Below are 201 nucleotides of genomic sequence, written 5' to 3' on the forward strand. Positions count from 1 at the left end.
CCTTCTGCCACAGCTTTTTTAAAGTTTTGACACTACGAGAGCCAACTTCACAGGCAATGATTCTTTTTCTGGCACGAGAGTAAGCAAGCCATATCCATAGTTTTCTCTTTTTTTTTGGACGTAATGCCATAATTCGTCCATCTCTACAACCTCTAAATCCTTATTGCTTTGAACCACACTATCTAGCACTGTATCTTTGAT

1 protein-coding gene is annotated in these 201 nt (G+C 38.8%); it reads right to left on the reverse strand.

Annotation, left to right across the window (positions count from 1 at the left end; translation table 11 throughout):
• Positions 1–18: 18 nt before the first annotated feature.
• A partial coding sequence (locus L8D11_RS05735; protein WP_236870684.1) for a hypothetical protein occupies positions 19–201 on the reverse strand: 183 nt, incomplete at its 5' end.

Origin of the sequence: Candidatus Bandiella numerosa (genome assembly GCF_021811875.1) — a bacterium.
Classification (GTDB): domain Bacteria; phylum Pseudomonadota; class Alphaproteobacteria; order Rickettsiales; family Midichloriaceae; genus Aquirickettsia; species Aquirickettsia numerosa_A.